The sequence below is a fragment of the Mesorhizobium sp. M00.F.Ca.ET.216.01.1.1 genome (assembly GCF_004010325.2).
GTDB lineage: Bacteria > Pseudomonadota > Alphaproteobacteria > Rhizobiales > Rhizobiaceae > Mesorhizobium.
In genome coordinates, this window is sequence record NZ_SADR02000477.1 from 1 (window position 1) to 296 (window position 296).

At 65.2% G+C, this 296-nt stretch carries 1 protein-coding gene; it reads right to left on the reverse strand.

Features of this window, described 5'->3' with window-relative positions; all coding sequences use genetic code 11:
- Positions 1-296: LysR substrate-binding domain-containing protein (locus tag EN859_RS37045; RefSeq protein WP_245525897.1), on the reverse strand; the 296-nt coding region annotated here is incomplete at both ends.

Genomic DNA, 296 nt, shown 5'->3' on the forward strand with positions numbered 1-296 from the left:
TTTCGGCCAGATGACATAGAAGCCGATGCCGGTCCTCATCACGTGGTCGGTCACCGGGACCAGCAGGCCCGATGCCACCAGACGCTCGACCAGATGCCGCCAGCCAAGCGCGATGCCTTGTCCCTCCATGACCGCCTGGATAACCAGGGCATAGTCGTTGATGCGCAGTCCGCGCTCGGCGTTGCGCAGGCTGGTTCCGGCGGATGCGAACCATTCGTCCCAGTTCGCGGCCTCGCGGAAAGGTTCCTCGAGATGGATGAGCCGGTGCGTGGCGAGTTCCGCGACGGTCTCCGGCC